The sequence below is a fragment of the Gordonia paraffinivorans NBRC 108238 genome (assembly GCF_000344155.1).
Lineage (GTDB): Bacteria > Actinomycetota > Actinomycetes > Mycobacteriales > Mycobacteriaceae > Gordonia > Gordonia paraffinivorans.
This window is the reverse complement of record NZ_BAOQ01000080.1, coordinates 1-2243: the sequence shown is the minus strand read 5'-3', so window position 1 is coordinate 2243 and position 2243 is coordinate 1. Positions and strand designations below refer to the sequence as shown.

The 2243-nt window shown below is 59.8% G+C and carries 1 protein-coding gene; it reads right to left on the bottom strand.

Annotated features, from left to right (window positions below; genetic code table 11):
* Positions 1-2243 (bottom strand): DEAD/DEAH box helicase (locus tag GP2_RS20700; protein ID WP_006902607.1); only part of this gene is annotated, 2243 nt, incomplete at both ends.

Sequence of the window (2243 nt, the reverse complement as noted above, 5' to 3'; positions counted from 1 at the left end):
TCAGACCAAAGGGTGAAGAAGAGCATGCGCGCCAGTACCTGCTCGCGAGGCGAGAGCTGCGCGTAGGTTGGAGCGTTCGGTTCGATTAGTCGCCAGTACAGCTCAATGCGCTCGAGATCGTCTACGTGCGCCAGTGCCCGCACACGGCGTGCAAGCGAGTATTCGGCCGGCCCAGGCTCCGACGAAAGGAGACGAGCATCCCGGAGTAGGGAAGTCCATGCGCGGGCGACGCTTCCTCCGTAGACATCTGAGAGCTCCGCTCCCGTGGCATCGAGGTACTCGCCAAGGACCGTCGTATTCGCATCGCGGACTGAAGCTACGAGTGCGGACTTGCGGTTCGTGGGGAGTGATCGCTTGACCGACTCGAGAACGATGTTCCGAGCCTGCCGGTCAAGAACTATCCTGCTCGCCCCGGGTAAGTACGGGAATCCGTCCGAAACCTCCTCAACGAGGCGTTTGCCTCGCTCGCCGGTCAGCGCCGTAAAGCGGGGGGCGAAGTTGAACTCCGCGCGGTGGTGTCCGATGAAGTCCAACACCGTGAGCACAGCCTTCCCTCTGCTCCGTCGCAAGCCGCGCCCAAGCTGTTGGAGGAAGACCGTCGCGCTCTGGGTTGGACGCAGCATCAACAGGGTGTCGACGTCGGGAAGGTCGACACCCTCGTTGAAGATGTCTACGGCGAACAGACACTTGACGGCGCCACTACGAAGATCAGCGAATGCTCGCGCGCGGTCGTCACTGTTGGTTTCGGCAGAGACAGCCCTCGCGGGAACTCCTTGCCTTGAGAACGAGTGCGCCATGTACTCGGCGTGTGCAATCGACACGCAGAAGCCGAGGGCTCGCATGCTTAGTGGATCTGCGACGTAGTCCCGAACTGCGTTCAGTATGAGGCGCGTCCGAGCATCATTACCGGTGTAGACGTTCTCGAGGTCGCTAATGCGGTAGTCGCCGCGTGACCAGGCGATGTCGCGCAGATCGGTGTTGTCCGAGATACCAAAGTAGTGGAATGGGCAGAGAAGATCTTGCTCGAGCGCATCCCAGAGTCGCAGTTCGTACGTGGGTCGACCACTAAACCAGCTGAGGATATCGAGCGAATCGGAACGTTCGGGCGTTGCGGTGAGGCCGAGAAGCTCAGCCTGACCGATCTGGGAGAGGAGGCTGACGTAACTCTTGGCCGCTGCGTGGTGAAATTCGTCAACTACAACCACGTCGAAGGCTGACAGGTCGAATACCTGCCTGGCCTTACTGTTCAACGATTGAATGCTGGCAAAGACGTGCTTCCAGTCGGTTGGGCGTCTTCCATCGACGTAGAGTTCTCCAAAACTCCCGTCGCCGAGTACCTCCCTGTACTTTCGCATCGACTGTTCGAGTATCTCTTTTCGGTGTGCGACAAACAGCAAGGTGAGCGGCTTCCCAGCAGCTTCACACAGTCTCTTGTAATCGAGAGCGGCGACTACCGTCTTACCTGTACCGGTCGCTGCCACAACTAGGTTCCGATGCTGGTCGTGCACTTCGCGCGCCACATCGAGAGCTTCGAGGATTCGCTCCTGGTGGGGATATGGCTGGACGTCAAGCCCCGATATCGTGAGCGCGTCGCCCGGCCGCGTGCCGCTAGCGGCGGCAAGCGCCTTGTCGAGGCGAGCACTGTCGATGCTTGGGTCGTAGGGGATGAACCCTGGGTCATTCCAGTAGGTGTCGAACGTAGCCTCAAACTTCCGCACCAACGTAGGTGTCGCGACGCTGGAGATCCGCACGTTCCACTCGAGTCCATCAACGAGCGCGGAGCGGGAGAGATTCGAGCTACCAACATATCCGGTGTCAAATCCCGAGTTCCTGCGGAAGAGCCAGGCTTTCGCGTGAAGTCGCGTTGACGCAGTCTCATAGCGAACGCGAACTTCTGCTCCGTACCGATATACAAGTTGATCGAGCGCTCGCCGCTCCGTTGCACCCCGGTACGTCGTGGTGATTACTCGTAGATGGACGCCTCGGTCGCGCAATGCCTCTAGTTGACGCCGAATGACAGCGATGCCTGCAAACCGAATGAAGGCGCAGAGCAAATCCACGCGGTCCGCACTTCCCAGCTCGCGGGCGATCTCGCTCGCCATGTTTGGCTCATCGCGAGTATTAGTGAGTAGTGCAACTTCGGACAATGGCGTGACTGGCCGCTCGGGAGTTGGCGCGCCGGGCTCGTGAACCGAGGTCACGACCTCGGATCGGACAATTATGTCCGGGGCGGCATCCCTTAG